The organism is Pseudomonas benzenivorans (assembly GCF_033547155.1).
Taxonomy (GTDB): Bacteria; Pseudomonadota; Gammaproteobacteria; order Pseudomonadales; family Pseudomonadaceae; genus Aquipseudomonas; species Aquipseudomonas benzenivorans_B.
The window spans coordinates 1,501,994-1,518,527 of record NZ_CP137892.1 but is presented as its reverse complement, the minus strand read 5'-3'; the positions used below and the strand labels follow the sequence as shown (position 1 = coordinate 1,518,527).

The window sequence follows — 16,534 nt, the reverse complement described above, 5'->3', positions numbered from 1 at the left end:
GAAACCACTGCGCGAAGTGCTCAGCGGCCCGTTGGGCCGCTGCCCCCTGTCACCCCAGACGCGTCAGCTCGGCCTGCAACGCTTCGAGTACCCCTGGGTGACGCACGATGCCCAGGTGATCGGCCTCCACCTGACGATGGCTGGCGGCCTGCCCCAGCGCCTGCTGCAGGCCCTGTTCCAGCAAGGCCGCGCGCCCCGGCGGCTGGCTCGCCCACCAGCAATGCGGGCGCACCCGCACCTGGGGCAGGCGGTAACCCGCGCAGAGCCGGCGCATGTGCTGCTCCACCGCCCAGGCGAACAGCAGCTCCTCCAGGCTCTGCCGCGCAGCGGCGTCCAGGCCCTGGACGGCCAGCCAGGTGCGCGCAGCCTCCGGCCAGTCGAGCGGCTCGTGTTCGGCCAGACGCGCCAACAACTCATCCAGGGCCCCGGGCGCCAGCTCCGGTGCCAGCATGCGCAGGGTCTCTCCCAGGCGGGCGCGGGCTTGGGGATGACGGGCGTCGTCCTCGGCGATCTCGGTACCGGGCACGTAGCAATCCAGCAGGCCGAGGAAGGCCACCCGCTCGCCCCGGGCCTCCAGCCGCGCCGCCAGCTCCAGGGCGAGGCTGCCGCCCAGCGACCAGCCGACCAGGTGGTAAGGCCCGCTGGGCTGCTGCCTGAGCAGCGCGGCCAGGTAGGCGTCGGCCATCTCGTGCAGCGAGGCGTCGCGCCAGGCCGGGTCGAGGAAACTGCGGCATTGCAGGCCGAACACCGGGCGCACCCCCTCCAGCCTGGCGGCCAGCGGCTGATAGCCGGTGACCCGACCGGTGACCGGATGCGGACAGAACAGCGGCGCCGCGGCGCCCGCCTGGCGGCTCAGCGGCAGCAGCGGCGATGGCCCGGGCGCCGCCTCATCGGCCAGCGCCACCAGGGCCAGCAGTTCGCGGCGGAAGTCCTCCGCCAGGCCCTGGATGGTCTCGTCGCGGTACTGGCTGGCGGCATACTCCCAGCCCAGTTGCAGCTGGCCGTCGAACACCTGGCCGTTGACCGCCAGGCGGCTGGCCAGCGGATTGTCCGGCGCCACCGCGGCGCCGCCGCCGGCGACGGGGCGGAACCAGTCGCCGGCGGCGCCCGCCTGATACTGGCCGAGGTAATTGAAGGTGACCTCCGCCGTCGGCAGCTCCGCCAGGGCCGCCCGGGCCCGGGCCGGGCCGAGGTAGCGCAAGGCGCCATAGCTCAGCCCGCCGTGGGGCAACGCCTGCAATTCGCGCTGGATCGCCTCCAGCTGCTCGCGTCCGTCGGCCCTCTGCGGCAGGCGCAATGGATACAGGCTGGTGAACCAGCCCACCGTACGGCTCAGGTCCGGCGCCTGGCCCAGCGGCTCGCGGCCGTGGCCTTCCAGGTTCACCCGCAGCTGGGGCTGGCCGCTCCAGCGGCACAGGCTGCGGGCCAGGGCGCCCAGCAACAGGGCATCGATGCGCACGCCGAGACGCGCCGGCGCCTGCAACAGCCTGCGCGTGCTGGCTGCATCCAGACTCAGGGACAGGCTGCGCCGCTCGGCGTAGCAGGCCTGTTCGCCCGCCAGCTCCCTGGGCAAAGGCGCCGGGGCGCCGGCCAGGCGACTGCACCAGGCATCCAGTGCCGTGTCGGCCTCCGGCCCCCGGGCCCAGGCCTGCAGCTGTTCGGCCCAGGCCCGGTAGGAAGCGCTGCGCGCCGGCAGCCGTACCGGCTGCCAGGCCTGTACCTGACGATAGGCACTCAGCAGGTCCTCCAGCAGGATGCGCCAGGACAGGCCATCCACCACCAGATGGTGGATCACCAGCAGCAAACGGGTCGACCGATCCGCCTGGCGCAGGTGCACGGCCCGCAGCATGGGGCCCTCAGCGAGGTTCAGGCTGCGCTGGGCGGCTTCGCAGAGCGCCAGGGCCTCGGCCTCATCGGCGGCCTCGCGCTGCCAAAGCAGCGCCTGCTCCGGTTCGAGCTCCGCATAGCGCTGCTGCCAGGCGCCCTGCTGCCGCTGGAAACGCAGGCGCAGGGCGTCGTGGTGCCGCACCAGCGCCTGCAGGGCCTGCTCCAGCAGCTCCGGGTCCAGCTCGCGCAACAGCTCCAGCTGCAGCGCCTGGTTCCAGTGCGCCGGCTCGGCCTGATCAAGGGCGAAGAAATGCGCCTGGATCGGCAGCAGCGGCAGCTCGCCGCTGGCCGGCGCCTGTTCGGCCTGCGCCTGTGGCGCCCGGGCCACCCCGGCCAGCTCGCTCAGGCGGGGGAACTGGAACAGGTCGCGCGGCGCCAGCTGCAGGCCCTGCTGCCGTGCCCGGCTGACCACCTGCAGGGCGACGATGGAGTCGCCGCCCAGCTCGAAGAAGTGCGCCTCGCGGCCGACCGGCGCGATGCCCAGCACCTCGCTCCAGATGCCGGCGAGGCTGCGCTCGGCCTCGCTCTGCGGCGCCTCGTAGCCCTGGCTCTGCCACTGCGGTTCCGGCAAAGCGGCACGGTCCAGCTTGCCCGCCGGGGTCAGCGGCAGTTTGGCGATGGCGATGATCTGCGCGGGGACCATATAGTCCGGCAGGCGCTGTGCCAGCGCGGCCTTCAGGGCCTGGCCGTCCGGGGCCTGGCGCGTCACCACATAGCCCACCAGCTGCTTGCCGCTCGGCGTATCGCGGGCGATCACCGCCGCCTCGGCCACGCCGTCCAGGGCCAGCAGCTGGCTCTCGATCTCGCCCAGCTCGATGCGGAAGCCGCGGATCTTCACCTGGTGGTCGACCCGGCCGAGGTAGTCGATCACGCCGTCCTCGCGCCAGCGCACCAGGTCGCCGGTGCGGTACATGCGCTCGCCCGGCGCGCCGAAGGGGTCGGGCAGGAAGCGTTCGGCGGTCAGCTCCGGGCGCCGGTGGTAACCGCGCGCCAGGCCGATCTCGTCGCCGATGTAGAGCTCACCGGCCACGCCGATGGGCAGCGGGTTCAGCTCGCCATCCAGCACGTAGAGCCGGCGCGGGCCGACCGCGGTGCCGATGGGCGCGTAGGCCGCCTCGAAGCGCTCGCCGGGGTAGGCGCTCCAGATCAGCGGGGTGACCACGGTCTCGGTCGGGCCGTAGCCGTTGATGATGCGTTGCGGCTTGAGGATGGCCTGCAGGCGCTGGTACAGCTCGCGGGTGAAGGCCTCGCCGCCCAGGGTCCAGCTGCGTACCTTCAGCACCGCCGAAGCGGACGCGGAGCGTCCTGGGCTGCGTTCCCACGCGGAGCGTGGGAACGATCCGGCGGACTCCGCATCCGCCACCAATGCCGGGTTCGCCTCCACCCAGTCCAGCAGCTGCTGGGCATAGCTCGGCGGCAGGCAGGCGATGGTCACGCCCTCCTCCACCAGCACCTGGCAGGTCTTTTCCGCACTCCACAGCTCCTGGTCGCGGATCACCAGGCGGCTGCCATGGGCCAGCGGCACTGTCCAGCGTTCCAGGGCGCCGTCGAAGCTGATGGAGGCGAAGTGCAGTTCCACGTCATCCGGCGTCATGCCGTAGCGCTGGCCGATCACCTGCACGTGCATGCTCAAACCAGCGTGGTTCACCGCCACGCCCTTGGGCTGGCCGGTGGAGCCGGAGGTGTAGATCAGGTAAGCCAGGTTGAGCGGGTGCAGCCTCACCGCCGGCGCACTCGCCGGATAGTCCGCCAGCGGCAAGCGATCCAGGCAGAGCGCTTCGACGCCTTCCGGCAACGGCAGGCGCTCGACCAGCGAGGAATGGGTAATCAGCCAGCGCAGCCCGGAATCCTCGGCCATATAGGCCAGGCGCTCGCGGGGGTAGTCCGGGTCCAGCGGCACGAAGGCGCCGCCGGCCTTGAGGATGCCGAGCATCGCCAGGATCATCCCGGTGCCGCGCTCCTGGGACACGCCGACCCGGCTCTCGGCCCCCACGCCGCGCTCGATCAGCAGCCGGGCCAGCTGGTTGCTGCGGGCCTCCAGCTCGGCGTAGCTCAGCCGCTCGGCGCCGTGCACCAGGGCGATGGCCGCCGGGCGCTGGCGCGCCTGTTCGGCGAACAGCGCCGGGAACAGCCGCGCGGCGTCGTGCCGTTCGCGGGGCCGGTTCCACTGCGCCAGGCGTTGCCAATCCTGCGCGTCGAGCAGCGGCAATTGCGTCAGGACCCCATCGGGCTGGTCGCACAGCCGTTCCAATGACTGCCCGTAGTGCTCGGCGAGGCGCGTCATCAGGCCGTCGTCCAGGCGTTCGCCGGCCCAGGTCAGGGTCAGGCGCAGTTCGTCGCCGAGCTCCTCGCTGTCCAGCGCCAGGTCGAAGATGGCATGGGGCACGTCCTGGGCCAGCGGCGTCAGACGCAGCCCCGGCAGCGCCTGCAGGGCTGCGAGGTCGCGGCGCTGGTGGTTGAACAGCGCCTGGAACAGCGGCGTCTGGCCCAAGCTGCGCTCCGGCGCCAGGGCCTCCACCAGCTGGTCGAACGGCAGGTCCTGATGCTCCTGGGCCTGCAAGGCCGCTTGGCGTACCTGGCCGAGCAACTCGCGAAAGCTCATGCCGGGTTCGAGCCGGGCGCGCAACACCTGGGTGTTGACGAAGAAGCCGATCAGCGGGGCGATCTCGGCGCGCTGGCGGTTGGCCACCGGCACGCCGACGCGGATGTCGCGCTGGCCGCTGTAGCGTGCCAGCAGCAGCTGGAATGCCGCCAGCAGCAGCATGAACAGCGTCGCGCCCTCGTCCTGGGCCAGGCCACGCAGCCGCTCGACCAACGCCGGCGCAACCTTCCACGCCACACGCCTGGCCTGACGGTCGCCGCCGGCGCCGGTGCGGTAGGGCAGCGCCAGCACCGGCTGCTGCTCGCCCAGTTGCTCGCGCCAGTAGGCCAGCTGCCGCTCGCGTTCGCCGGCCTCCAGCCAGGCCCGTTGCCACAGGCCGTAGTCGGCGTACTGGATCGGCAGCTCCGGCAGGGCCGGCGGCTGGCCGAGGCACAGCGCCGCGTAACCGCGGGCCAGCTCCTCGCCGAACACGCCGATGGACCAGCCATCGGAGACGATGTGGTGGCAGACCAGCTGCAGCCGCCATTCGCCCTCGCCCAGGCGCAGCAACTGCACCCGCAGCAGCGGCCCCTCGGCCAGGTCGAAGGGGCGCGCCGCATGGGCATCGGCCAGCGCCCCGGCACGCTCGGGCTCGCCGCGCAGGTCGTGCTCTTCCAGCGCCAGCTCGCCGGGCGGGTCGATCAGCTGGCAGAGTTGCCCGTCCCGCTCGGCGAAACGGGTGCGCAGCGCCTCATGGCGCTCGACGATCAGCCCCAGGGCGCCGAGCAGCGCCTCGCGCTTGAGTTCGCCCTCCAGGCGGAAGGCGCCGACCATGTGGTAGGCGCTGCTGTCCGGCTCCAGTTGGGCAACCAGCCACAGGCGCTGCTGCGCATAGGAGGCCGGCACCCGCTCGCCACGGGGCGCCGGCACCAGCGGCAAGCGCTCGAAGCGGATGCCCTTGGCGCCGAGCAGTTCGAGGAAGCGCTGCTGCTCGGCCGGGCCCAGGGCCAGGAAACGCCGCGCCAGGGCAGCCTTGTCGATCGGGGAATTGCTCACAACGCCTCCAGTTCATCCAGCAGCGCGGCCATGGCGCGCAGCTCGTCATCCTCTTGCTCGGCGGCTTCCGGCGCCTGTTGCGCCAGGGTCTCGGCCAGCGCGGCGAGGTTGTCCAGTTCGAAGAAGGCGCGCAGCGGCACCTCCCGTTTCAGCCGCTCGCGCAGCAGCGCCACGGCCTGGGTGGCCAACAGCGAGTGACCGCCCAGCTCGAAGAAGTTGTCGTCCAGACCGACCCGGGGCACCTCCAGCACCTCCTGCCAGATGGCCGCCAGCGCCTGCTCCAGCTCGCTTTGCGGGGCGCGGTACTGGCGCGCCTGCCAGACCGGTTCGGGCAGCGCGCGGCGCTCCAGCTTGCCGTTGGGCGACAGCGGCATGCGTTCCAGGCGCACCAGCGCGGCCGGCACCATGTGCTCGGGCAATGCGGCCTTGAGCGCGCTCTTCAGCCCGGCCAGCCAGGCCGGCTCGTCGACGGGCGCCTGCTCGGCCACCAGGTAGCCGACCAGTTGCTTGCCGATCTGCGTATCGCGGGCCACCACCACCGCCTCGGCGACATTGGGCTGGGCGCACAGCTCGGCCTCGATCTCGCCCAGCTCGACGCGATAGCCGCGGATCTTCACCTGGTGGTCGATGCGGCCGAGGTAGTCGATGGCCCCGTCCTCGCGCCAGCGCACCAGATCGCCCGTGCGGTACATGCGCGTACCGGGCGGCCCGTAGGGGTCGGGCAGGAAGCGCTCGGCGGTCAGCTCCGGGCGCCGGTGGTAGCCACGCGCCAGGCCCTGGCCTGCGATGAACAGCTCACCGGGCACGCCCACCGGCACGCGACCCAGCTGGCCGTCGAGGATGTGCAGGCGCAGGTTGGCGATCGGCCGGCCGATGGGCACCGCGTGGCGCCCTTCCGCCACGCAGGTCCAGTGGCTGACGTCGATGGCCGCCTCGGTCGGGCCGTACAGGTTGTACAGGCCGACGCCCGGCAGGCGCTGGAACACCTTGGCCTGCAACTCCGCCGGCAACGCCTCGCCGCTGCAGAGGATGCGTGCCAGGCTGGCGCAGCCCTGCAGCGCCGGGTGGGCCATGAAGGCCTGCAACATGGACGGCACGAAATGCAGGGTGGTGACCCGCTGGCGCTCGATCAGCTCCACCAGCTTCTGCGGGTCGCGGTGATCGCCCGGTGCGGCCAGCGCCAAGCAGGCGCCGGTCAGCAGCGGCCAGAAGAACTCCCACACCGAGACGTCGAAGCTGAACGGGGTCTTCTGCAGCACCACGTCGCCCGCGCCCAGCGGATAGGCCTCCTGCATCCACAGCACGCGGTTGGCCAGGGCCTCGTGGCTGTTGCCGGCGCCCTTGGGCTTGCCGGTGGAGCCGGAGGTGTAGATGACGTAGGCCAGGTCCTGCGGCTGCAGGGTCACGTCCGGGCAGACACTGCTCTCGCCGTCGCAGCACTCCCGGTCCAGGCTCAGCACCTGCAAACCTGGCGGCAGCGGCAGGCGCTCGACCAGGGCGCTGTGGGACAGCAGCAGCTCGACGCCCGAGTCCTCCAGCAGATAGGCCAGGCGCTCCAGCGGGTACTCCGGATCGAGCGGCACATAGGCGCCGCCGGCGCGGACGATGGCGTGCAGGCCGACCACCAGCTCCAGCGAGCGCTCCAGGCTGATGCCCACCAGCACGCCGGGGCCGACGCCGAGGCCGCGCAGGCGGTTGGCCAGGCGATTGACCGCCGCGTCCAGCTCGGCATAGCTCAGGCGCTGCTCGCCGAACACCAGCGCCGGCGCCTGGGGCGTACGCGTCGCCTGCTCGGCGAGGCGCCGGGTCAGCGGCACGAAGGCGCCGTAGTCGCGCGCCGTGTCGTTCCAGGCGGCGATGCGGGCCGCCTCCTCGGCATCCAGCAGCGGCAGGCGGCCGATGGCGCAGCCCGGGTCGGCGCACAGCCCTTCCAGCAGGTTCTGCAGGTGCCCGGCCATGCGGCGGATGCTGCGGCTTTCGAACAGTTCGCTGGCGTAGCTGATGAAGCCGCTCAGGCTGCCGTCCGGGCCCTCCTCGGTGTCCAGCGCCAGGTCGAACTGGGCGCCGGCGGCACCCGGGTCGAAGGGTTCGACGCGCAGCCCCGGCAGGCGCTGCAGGGCGGAGAAGTCCAGCTGCTGGTGGTTGAACGCCACCTGGAACAGCGGGTGATGGCTGAGGCTGCGCGCCGGCTGCAGGGCCTCCACCAGCTGGTCGAACGGCAACTCCTGATGGGCCAGGGCGTCGCGGCTGGTCTGCGCCAGTTCGCCGAGCAGCTGGCGGAACGGCTTGTCCGCCGCCGGCGCGCCGCGCAGCACCAGGGTGTTGATGAAGCAACCGAGCACGGCTTCTATCTGCGGCAGGCTGCGGCCGGCCACCGGCACACCGACGCGGATGTCGTCCTGGCCGCTGTAGCGGTGCAGCAGGCTCTGCCAGGCCGCCAGCAGCACGCCGAACAGGGTGCTGCCCTCGCGCTGGGCCAGGGCACGCAATTGCGCGGTCAGTTCGCTCGGCAGCTGGAAGCGCAGCCGCGCGCCCTGGCGCACGCCCTGGGCCGGGCGTGGATGGTCGCTGGGCAGCTCCAGCAGCGGTTGGTGCTCGCCCAGTTGCGCCTGCCAGTAGGCGAGCTGGCGCCGCGCCTCGCCGCTGGCCAGCCAGTCGCGCTGCCACTGGGCATAGTCGGCGTACTGCACCGGCAGCGGCGCGAAACTCGGCACGCCGCCTTCGGCCAGAGCGGCATAGGCCGCGCAGAACTCCTCGATGAAACGCTGCATGGACCAGCCATCGGAGACGATGTGGTGCTGCACCAGCAGCAGACGGTATTCCTGATCGGCCAGGCGCAGCACGGCGACCCGCAACAGCGGATCGCGGGCCAGATCGAAGGGCGTGGCCAGCAGCTCGGCGGCGATGGCCTGGGCCGTGGCCTCGCGCTGTGCACCGGGCCGCGGACGCAGGTCGTGCCAGTCGATGCGCTGGCCCTGGGCCGGCAGGATGCGCTGGCGCGGCTCGCCCTGATGCTCGACGAAGCGGGTGCGCAGCACCTCGTGGCGCGCCTCCAGGCAGTCGAAGGCGCCTTGCAGGGCCTGGCGCTCCAGACGACCGGAGAGGTCCAGGCCGGCCGGCATGTGGTAGGCGCCATTGGCCGGGTCGAGGCGGTTGAGGAACCACAGCCGGTGCTGGGCATGGGACAGCGGCAGGTCGTCGCCCCGCGGCAGCGCACGCAGCTGCGGCAGGTCCGCCTCGGCGGCGACCAGCTGCCCGGCGCAGTCGGCCAGGAGCGGCGCATCGAACAGCGCCTTCAGCGGCAACACGAAGCCCTGCTGCCGCGCCCGGCTGACCACCTGCAAAGCGACTATGGAGTCGCCGCCCAGCTCGAAGAAGTGCGCCTCGCGGCCGATCGGCGCGATGCCCAGCACCTCGCTCCAGATGCCGGCGAGGCTGCGCTCGGCCTCGCTCTGCGGCGCCTCGTAGCCCTGGCTCTGCCACACCGGTTCCGGCAACGCGGCACGGTCCAGCTTGCCCGCCGGGGTCAGCGGCAGCTTGGCCAGGCCGATGATCTGCGCGGGGACCATATAGTCCGGCAGCACTCGGGCCAAGGCGGTCTTGAGGGCGCCGCTGTCGAGCTGACCACGGCTGACCACATAGCCCACCAGCTGCTTGCCGCTCGGCGTGTCGCGGGCGATCACCGCCGCCTCGGCCACCCCGTCCAGCGCCAGCAGCTGGCTCTCGATCTCCCCCAGCTCGATGCGGAAGCCGCGGATCTTCACCTGGTGGTCGACCCGGCCCAGGTAGTCGATGACCCCGTCCTCGCGCCAGCGCACCAGGTCGCCGGTGCGGTACATGCGCTCGCCCGGCGCGCCGAAGGGGTCGGGCAGGAAGCGTTCGGCGGTCAGCTCCGGACGCCGGTGGTAACCGCGCGCCAGGCCGATTTCGCCGCCGATGTACAGCTCGCCGGCCACACCGATGGGCAGCGGGTTCAGCTCGCCGTCCAGCACGTAGAGGCGGCGTGGGCCGACCGCGGTGCCGATGGGCGCGTAGGCCGCCTCGAAGCGCTCGCCGGGGTAGGCCGACCAGATCAGCGGGGTGACCACGGTCTCGGTCGGGCCGTAGCCGTTGATGATGCGCTGCGGCTTGAGCGTGCTTTGCAGGCGTTGGTACAGCTCGCGGGTGAAGGCCTCGCCGCCGAGGGTCCAGCTGCGCACGCGCAGCATCGCCGAAGCGGACGCGGAGCGTCCTGGGCTGCGTTCCCACGCGGAGCGTGGGAACGATCCGTCGGGCTCAGCCTCCGCCACCAGAGCGGGATTCGCCTCCACCCAGTCCAGCAGCTGCTGGGCATAGCTCGGCGGCAGGCAGGCGATGGTCACGCCCTCCTCCGCCAGCACCTGGCAGGTCCTCTCCGCGCTCCACAGCTCCTGGTCGCGGATCACCAGGCGGCTGCCGTGGGCCAGCGGCACGGTCCAGCGTTCCAGGGCACCGTCGAAGCTGATGGAGGCGAAGTGCAGCTCCACGTCATCCGGCGTCATGCCGTAGCGCTGGCCGATCACCTGCACGTGCATGGACAGGCCGGCGTGGTTCACCGCCACGCCCTTGGGCTGGCCGGTGGAGCCGGAGGTGTAGATCAGGTAAGCCAGGTTGAGCGGGTGCAGCCTCACCGCCGGCGCACTCGCCGGATAGTCCGCCAGCGGCAAGCGATCCAGGCAGAGCGCTGCGACGCCTTCCGGCAGCGGCAGGCGCTCGAGCAGGTCGCTGCCGGTCAGCAGCCAGCGCAGCCCGGAATCCTCGGCCATATAGGCCAGGCGCTCGCGGGGGTAGTCCGGGTCCAGCGGCACGAAGGCGCCGCCGGCCTTGAGGATGCCGAGCATCGCCAGGATCATCCCGGTGCCGCGCTCCAGGGACACGCCGACCCGGCTTTCGGGCCGCACGCCGCGCTCGATCAACAGCCGGGCCAGCTGGCTGCTGCGGGCCTCCAGCTCGGCGTAGCTCAGCCGCTCGGCGCCATGCACCAGGGCGATGGCCTCCGGGCGACGCGCCGCCTGCTCGGCGAACAGCGCGGGGAACAGCCGCGCGCCGTCGTGCTGTTCGTGGGATTGATTCCATTGCTCCAGCTGGTCACGCTCGCCGTCGGTGAGCAGCTCCAGGCTGGCCAGCGGGCGCTGCGCATCGCGACACAGCTCGGCGAGTATCTGCCGCAGCAGCGCGGCCAGCTGGGCGATGCCGTCCGCATCGAAGTGTGCGCTGTCGTAGGCCAGCAGCAGCTCCAGGCGTTCGCCCGGCAGCACCGCCAGGGTCAGCGGATAGTGGGTGAACTCGTGGCTCTGCGGCTGGCCCAGGCGCAGCTCGCCGCGCTCGGCCTGGCGCAGGGCATCGCCCAGCGGGTAGTTCTCGAACACCAGCAGGCTGTCGAACAGCCCCTCGCCGGCGCTGCCGGCCCAGCGTTGCAGCTCGTACAGCGGCGTGTGCTCGTGCTCGCGCAGGGACAGGTTGAGCGCCTGCACCGCCCTCAGCCATTCGCCCACCGCCTGCCCGGCCGGCAACTCTATGGGTACCGGCAGACTGTTGATGAACAGGCCGAGCAATTGCTCGCTACCCTCCAGTTCGGCCGGGCGCCCGGCCACCGTGGTGCCGAAGCACACCCGGCGCTTGCCGGTCAGACGCCCCAGCAACAGTGCCCAGGCGCCCTGGATCAGGCTGTTGAGGGTCACCCCCTGGCGCTGGGCGAAGCCCCGCAGTTCGGCCTCCTCCTGCGCCGCCAGCGGCAGCGGATGGCGCACATGCCCCGTGCCGGGCTGCCGACACGGCAGACAGCCGACGATGCGGCTGGGCCCGTCCAGGCGTTGCAGCAGCGGACGCCAGAAGGCTTCGCTGGCGGCAGGGTCCCGCCCGGCCAGCCAGGCGATGTAGTCGCGGAACTGCCCGCGCGGCGTCGACAGCGCCTCGCCGTGGTAGAGCGCCAGTACCTCGCCGAGCAGCAGGGCGGTGCTCCAGCCGTCCAGCAGCAGGTGATGCAGGGTCCAGACCAGCACATGCTCGCGCGCGCCTTGCTGCACCAGGGTCAGGCGCAGCAGGGGGGCCGCGGCCAGATCGAAACCGGCTTGCCGCTCGGCCGCGCAGAAGGCTTCCAGCGCCGCGTCGAAATCCGCCTCGCCACGCCAGTCGCGCACCTCCCAGGGCAGCTGCAGTGTGCCGCGCACCGCCTGCAGCGGACGCTCGCCGTCGAGGAAGGCGCTGCGCAGGATGGCGTGGCGCTGGAACACCTGGCGCCAGGCGCCGTGCAGGCGTTGCGGGTCCAGGCCGGCCAGCGGCAGCACCAGCTGGTTGACGTAGCTGGCCGCGCCCTGCAGGCGCGTATGGAACAGCAGGCCCTGCTGCAGCGGGGACAACGGATAGAGGTCCTCGACCCCGGCCAACGCGTCCAATCGGGCCTGGCCCAGGCCGGCCAGGGGCACGTCGCTGGGCGTCAGCACCCGCGGCGCCTGTCGGCAATGGGCATGAATGCTGTGCAATTCGGCGCTCAACCTCTGCAGCAGGCCCTCCAGGGTCGCCCGTTGCCACTGCTGCTCGCTGAAATCGACATGCAGCAGCAGCGCACCGCCGCGCTGCTCGGCGTTGATCACCAGGGCGGCATCGAGCGGCGCGCTCGCTTCACGCCAGAGCCCGCCCTCCAGCAGACGCAACGGGCCATCGGCCGCCTCGTCGAACTGGCCGAGGTAGTTGAACAGCAGCTGCGGCCGCACGTCCGCCACCTGTCCGCGCTGGGCCAGCAAGCCGTAGCCGAGGCCGCCGTTGGGCACCGCGCGCAGCTGCTCCTTGATCGCCTTGAGGCTGGCGGCCAGTTCGGCTCCCGGTTGCAGGCGCAGCGGATAGAGGCCGGTGAACCAGCCGACCGTGCGCGACAGGTCGAGGTCGTCGAACAGCGGCGCGCGGCCGTGACTCTCCAGGTGCAGGCGCAGCGCCGGTTGCTCGCTCCAGGCGCAGAGCACGCGGCTCAGGGCGGTCAGCAGCAGCTCGTCGGCGCGCAGGCGATAGGCCTGCTGGCCGGCCAGCAGCAACTCGCGGGTGAACGCGGCGGGCAGCTGCCAGTCGATGCGCCGGCGCTGGCCTTCGCGGCCCGGCGCCTGCGCCAGCAGCGGCAGCTCGCCGACGTCGGCAAGCTGGGCCTGCCAGAAGGGCAATTCGGCGGCCACTGAAGGCCCATCCGCCCAGCCCTGCAGGCGCTCGGCCCAGGTCTTGAAGGCCGTGGTCTTGGCCGGCAATTGTGGCGGCAGGCCGGCGGCCAGCTGCCCGTAAAGACGCGGCAAGTCCTCCAGCAGCACCCGCCAGGACACGCCATCCACCGCCAGGTGGTGAATGCACAGCAACAGGCGATCCTGGCGGCCGGGCCGACGCAGGTACAGCCCGCGCAGCAAGGGGCCCCGCTCCAGATCGAGGCTGCGCTGGGTCTGCTCGCAGAGGGACTCGAGCCGGCTGTCATCTGCCAGCTCATGCACCTGCAGCAGGCCGGCATGCGACGGCTCGCCATGCAACTGGTGCCAGGCACCGTCCTGGTGGCGGAAGCGCAGGCGCAGCGCATCGTGATGGCGCACCAGGGCCTGCAGGGCCTGCTCCAACAGTTCCGTATCGAAGGGCGCGGCCAGTTCGCAGAGCAGGTACTGGTTACAGGGCACCAGGCCCTCGCGTTCGAGGAAGCGCGCCTGGATCGGCAGCAGCGGCGCCGGGCCTTCGACCGCACCCTGTTCGGCCTGCGGCGCCGCCACCGCGCGGGCGACGGCGGCCAGCTGGGCCAGGGTCTGCTGCTGGAACACATCCTTGGGGGTCAGCCCCAGGCCCTGCTGCCGTGCCCGGCTGACCACCTGCAGGGCGACGATGGAGTCGCCGCCCAGCTCGAAGAAGTGCGCCTCGCGGCCGATCGGCGCGATACCCAGCACCTCGCTCCAGATGCCGGCGAGGATGCGCTCGGCCTCGCTCTGCGGCGCCTCGTAGCCCTGGCTCTGCCACACCGGCTGCGGCAAAGCGGCACGGTCCAGCTTGCCCGCCGGGGTCAGCGGCAGCTTGGCCAGGCCGATGATCTGCGCGGGGACCATATAGTCCGGCAGGCTTTGCGCCAGCGCGGCCTTCAGGACCTGGCCGTCCAGGTCCTGGCGCGTCACCACATAGCCCACCAGCTGCTTGCCGCTCGGCGTATCGCGGGCGATCACCGCCGCTTCGGCCACACCGTCCAGGGCCAGCAGCTGGCTCTCGATCTCGCCCAGCTCGATGCGGAAACCGCGGATCTTCACCTGATGGTCGACCCGGCCCAGGTAGTCGATCACCCCGTCCTCGCGCCAGCGCACCAGGTCGCCGGTGCGGTACATGCGCTCGCCCGGCGCGCCGAAGGGGTCGGGCAGGAAGCGTTCGGCGGTCAGCTCCGGACGTTGATGGTAACCGCGCGCCAGGCCGATCTCGCCGCCGATGTACAGCTCGCCGGCCACACCGATGGGCAGCGGGTTCAGCTCGCCGTCCAGCACGTAGAGCCGGCGCGGGCCGACCGCGGTGCCGATGGGCGCGTAGGCCGCCTCGAAGCTGTCGCCGGGATAGGCCGACCAGATCAGCGGAGTGACCACGGTCTCGGTCGGGCCGTAGCCGTTGATGATGCGTTGCGGCTTGAGGATGGCCTGCAGGCGCTGGTACAGCTCGCGGGTGAAGGCCTCGCCGCCGAGGGTCCAGCTGCGCACGCGCAGCATCGCCGAAGCGGACGCGGAGCGTCCTGGGCTGCGTTCCCACGCGGAGCGTGGGAACGATCCGTCGGGCTCAGCCTCCGCCACCAGAGCGGGATTCGCCTCCACCCAGTCCAGCAGCTGCTGGGCATAGCTCGGCGGCAGGCAGGCGATGGTCACGCCCTCCTCCGCCAGCACCTGGCAGGTCCTCTCCGCACTCCACAGCTCCTGGTCGCGGATCACCAGGCGGCTGCCGTGGGCCAGCGGCACTGTCCAGCGTTCCAGGGCGCCGTCGAAGCTGATGGAGGCGAAGTGCAGTTCCACGTCGTCCGGGGTCATGCCGTAGCGCTGGCCGATCACCTGCACGTGCATGCTCAAACCGGCGTGGTTCACCGCCACGCCTTTGGGCTGGCCGGTGGAGCCGGAGGTGTAGATCAGGTAGGCCAGGTTCAGCGGGTGCAGCGTCACGTCCGGTGCATCAGTGGCATGAGCCGCAAGGTCCAGTCGATCCAGGCACAGCGCCTCGACACCTTCCGGCAACGGCAGGCGCTCGACCAGCGAGGAATGGGTCAGCAGCCAGCGCAGTCCGGAATCCTCGGCCATATAGGCCAGGCGCTCGCGGGGGTAGTCCGGGTCCAGCGGCACGAAGGCGCCGCCGGCCTTGAGGATGCCGAGCATCGCCACCAGCATGCCGGTGCCGCGCTCCAGGGACACGCCGACCCGGCTCTCGGGCCGCACGCCCTGGGCGATCAGCAGGTGGGCCAGCTGATTGGCGCGGGCCTCGAGCTCGGCGTAGCTCAGGCGCTCGGTGCCGTGCACCAGGGCGATGGCCGCCGGGCGAAGGGCCGCCTGCTCGGCGAACAACGCGGGGAACAGGCGCGTGGCGTCGTGTTGCTCGCGGGGCCGGTTCCACTGCGCCAGGCGCTGCTGCTCCTGCTCGGTCAGCATCTGCAGGGTCGCCAGGGGCGCCTCGGGCGCCTCGACGAACGCCTCCAGCAGTCGCTGAAACCCCTGGATCAGGCGCTCGATGCTGCGCTCGGCAAACAGGTCGGCGGCATAGGCGAAGGTGATGCTCAGCCTGTCGCCCTGGTCGCGCACCGCATCCAGCGCCAGGTCGAAGGGAATGCGGCTGGCCGGCAATTCTTCGATGCGCGCGCTGCAGCCCGGCAACCAGTCGACGGGCAACTGGTGCTGGTGGCGGTAGTTGAAGGCCACCTGGAACAACGGCTGCTGGCCGAGGCTGCGCTCCGGCGCCAGGGCCTCCACCAGTTGCTCCAGCGGCGTGCCCTGGTGGGCCAGGGCCTGGTCGAGGCTCGCCTTGGTCTGCGCCAACCAGTCGCCCACGCCGAGCTGCGGCTGCGGCCGTGCGGCCAGCACCAGGGTGTTGACGAAGAAGCCGATCAGCCGCTCGCGCGCCTTGCTGCGGCCGGCTACCGGCACGCCGATGCGCACCTCGCGCTGGCCGGACAATCGGCTCAGCTGCACCTGCAAGGCGGCCAGCAACACGCCGAACAGGGTGCAACCGGCCGAGCCGCCCAGCTCGCGCAAAGCGCTTACCAGCGCAGGCTGCAGCTGCAGGGTGCGGTAGGCCGCATCGCGGTCGGCCCGCGGCTGACGCGGGAAGTCGTCCGCCAGGCCCGGCAACGGCTGTTCGCGGCCCAGGGTACGGGTCCAGAAGTCCAGCTGGCGCCGACCTTCGTCGCCGGCCAGCCACTGTCGCTGGCTGGCGGCATAGTCGCCGTACGTCTGCGGCAAGGCTTTCAGGCCCGGCGCACGGCCCTGCCGGTGAGCGGCATAGCACTCGGCCAGCTCCTTGAGCAGCACCCCCACCGACCAGGCGTCGGAGACGATATGGTGCATGCCGATCAGCAGCACCTGGCGCTCCGCCCCCAGGCGATAAAGCACGGCGCGAAACAAGGGTCCCACGCCCAGGTCATAGGGTCGCTCGACGCAGGCCCGGCCCTGCCGCCGCACCTCCTGCTCCTGCTGCTCGCCAGCCAGCGCGGTCAGGTCGCATTCCTCCAGCGCCAGCGCACAGGCCGGCAGCAGGGCCTGCATGGCCACCCCGTCGCGCTCGGCGAACACCGTGCGCAGCGCGCCGTGACGCGCCAGCAGCTGGTCCAGCGCCGCCGCGAGGGCGATCCGGTCCAGCTCACCGTCAAGCCAGAGCAGCCCGCCGAGGTTGTAGGCGCTGCTCTGCGGCGCCAGCCTACTGAAGAACCACAGGCGTTGCTGGGCGTAGGACAGGGGCGCCCAGGCCAGCTCGGTGGCGGCCATGGGTGTGGAATGGGCGTTCATCGGTGACACCTCCGGAACAATC

The 16,534-nt window shown here is 71.8% G+C and carries 2 protein-coding genes; both read right to left on the bottom strand.

The genetic code is table 11. The features are described 5' to 3' along the window. Positions 1-49: 49 nt before the first annotated feature. Positions 50-5,524 carry a non-ribosomal peptide synthetase gene (locus SBP02_RS06995; RefSeq protein WP_318645677.1) on the bottom strand — a complete coding sequence of 1,825 codons (5,475 nt, stop codon included), beginning with the start codon at positions 5,522-5,524 and terminating at the stop codon, positions 50-52. Continuing rightward, a complete protein-coding gene (locus tag SBP02_RS06990) occupies positions 5,521-16,512 on the bottom strand; it encodes a non-ribosomal peptide synthetase (protein ID WP_318645676.1) in 10,992 nt (3,663 codons plus the stop codon). Before SBP02_RS06990 ends, SBP02_RS06995 begins: the two co-directional genes overlap by 4 nt. Positions 16,513-16,534 lie beyond the last annotated feature (22 nt).

What these genes read in the sequence shown, in the direction of transcription:
- SBP02_RS06990 (WP_318645676.1), bottom strand. Translation starts at nt 16,512, where the DNA reads ATGAACGCCCATTCCACACCCATGGCCGCCACCGAGCTGGCCTGGGCG.